This window comes from Candidatus Cloacimonadota bacterium, assembly GCA_012516855.1.
Taxonomy (GTDB): Bacteria; Cloacimonadota; Cloacimonadia; order Cloacimonadales; family Cloacimonadaceae; genus Syntrophosphaera.
Genome location: JAAYWB010000096.1, coordinates 1 through 2,018 on the forward strand (window position 1 = coordinate 1; position 2,018 = coordinate 2,018).

Annotated in this window: 2 protein-coding genes; both read left to right on the forward strand. The window is 43.8% G+C overall.

The window, feature by feature from the left end:
- The first annotated feature begins 40 nt into the window (after window positions 1-40).
- Window positions 41-796 carry a transposase gene (locus GX466_08470; protein NLH94228.1) on the forward strand — a complete coding sequence of 252 codons (756 nt, stop codon included), beginning with the start codon at window positions 41-43 and terminating at the stop codon, window positions 794-796.
- Window positions 793-1,542 (forward strand): ATP-binding protein, encoded by a 750-nt coding sequence (locus GX466_08475; protein ID NLH94229.1) that lies wholly within the window; start codon window positions 793-795, stop codon window positions 1,540-1,542. Before GX466_08470 ends, GX466_08475 begins: the two co-directional genes overlap by 4 nt.
- The last annotated feature ends 476 nt before the right edge of the window (window positions 1,543-2,018 follow it).

The following is a 2,018-nucleotide window of genomic DNA, read 5'->3' on the forward strand; positions in this document are numbered from 1 at the left end:
GCCAAAAGACAAAAGTTGTGCAGAGAACGCAGTTCAAAACGTGGAACGCTGGATAATTGCACCCCTCAGAAACCGCCAGTTCTTCAGTTTGCATGAAGTTAATGTGGCGATCAAAGAGTTATTGGAACAGTTGAATAATAAAGTCATGAAGTCAGTGGGCCGCTCACGTCGCCAGAAGTTTGAAGAGATCGATCAACTTAACTTGCGACCCTTGCCTGAAAAACCTTATGAATATGCAGAGCGGAAAACAGCCACGGTGCATATCGATTACCATGTAGAGTTTGAAGGTCATCTGTATTCAGTCCCCTATACCCTGATCCACCAAAGAGTAGACATTCACGCCACCGAAAGAATGGTGGAGATCTTCCATCAGGGAAAATCGGTTGCGATCCATCCACGTAACTTCCATCCCGGACGTTATTCCACCCAGCGTGAACATATGCCAGCCAACCATCAATTTATGGAGGATATTAATTCAGAGAGATTGATCGAGTGGGCAGACAGTATTGGCCCTCAAACTACTGCGATGGTGAAAGCCACTCTCCAATCGCGAGCGTTTCCGCAGCAAGCTTACCGAACTTGTTTGGGTATCCTCAGTCTCGCCAAGAAATATAGTCCTCCTTTGTTGGAACAGGCCTGCCAAACTGTTTTTGAGGCTAAAGTGTTCTCATGTAAGGCCGTGACCCAGGAATTGGTCTTCCTGCAAAAACAGACCCCTCCTGCTCCAATTGAAGGCCTTCCCACCCACGAGAATATCCGTGGAGCGGAATACTATTCGGAAAGGAACCTCTCATGATCTCACAAACATTGATGGACAAACTACTGCAATTACGTTTACCTGCTTTCCGTGAGGGTCTGCGTGAACAGATTTCCAACCCCCAATATACCCAATTGTCTTTTGAAGATCGTTTGTCTCTATTGGTGGATCTGGAATGTAACCGCCGTTTGGACAGCCGTACCCAGCGGCGTCTGAAACAGGCGGAGTTTCCCATGCAAGCCACCGTGGAAGACCTGGATTTCTCTCCTGAACGAGGTTTGGAACGAAGTCTGGTTCTTGAACTCGCTCAGTGCAATTGGGTGGACAAAGCGCTCAATATCCTTATTGGGGGAGCTACCGGTACTGGAAAATCTTACCTGGCTTGCTCTCTGGGAGTAGCTGCCTGCAGAATGGGTTATTCAGTCCGTTATCTGCGTACTGCCCGTTTTCTGCTTACCCTCAACCATGCCCGACAGGAAGACTCTTATCTCAACTTGCTTAGTACCTTATCCAGAACTGATGTGTTGATCCTGGATGATTGGATGCGTGATCCTATTCAATTGTCTGCGGCTCAAGATTTGTTGGAAGTGTTCGATGATCGCTTTGGTAAATCTGCTACCATCATTGTCTCGCAAGTGCCTGTCTCTGATTGGCACGCCCGCTTCCCAGACCCAACCCTGGCGGATGCCATCCTGGATCGTACGGTTCACAATGCTTATCGACTGAATTTGTTGGGAGATTCCCAAAGAAAACTGAGAGGATTCCGGACTATATCGCACACCTGATGTACAATAATTCCAACCAGTGTTTTCCCTCTTCTGACTGTGCGCAATGCTCCGGAATGAGTGTGCGATATCACCGGAATTTCCATTTTGTTTTATTTTTTTTCGAAAAAAATAAAAAAATATTATTATCAATATGAATAATAACGTTGCAATGATTCGCTCTATCGAAGAATTTTTCAGCGAAAATCGATTCGTTGAGAGATAAATATCATCCCCGTTCGGTAGAATCAAATCGCATAAAAACAATACCCGTAAATTTGTGTGCGTGCACGGATATTGAAACGAATGAAGTATCATAGTATTTCCTGTTAAAACTTTCAATTATCGTTGTCGGTGTTGTATTTACATCATATGTTCAAATGATTATAATAACCATAATAGAATATGTCCACCTGAAATCTTTATACTTTTTTTATCGAATATTTTTTCAGATACTTTATAACCTTACAAATATAAGCATTTATAAGCATTTATAA

Excerpts from the sequence above, each read along its gene's own strand:
- GX466_08475 (NLH94229.1), top strand. The coding sequence starts at position 793 with ATGATCTCACAAACATTGATGGACAAACTACTGCAATTACGTTTACCT.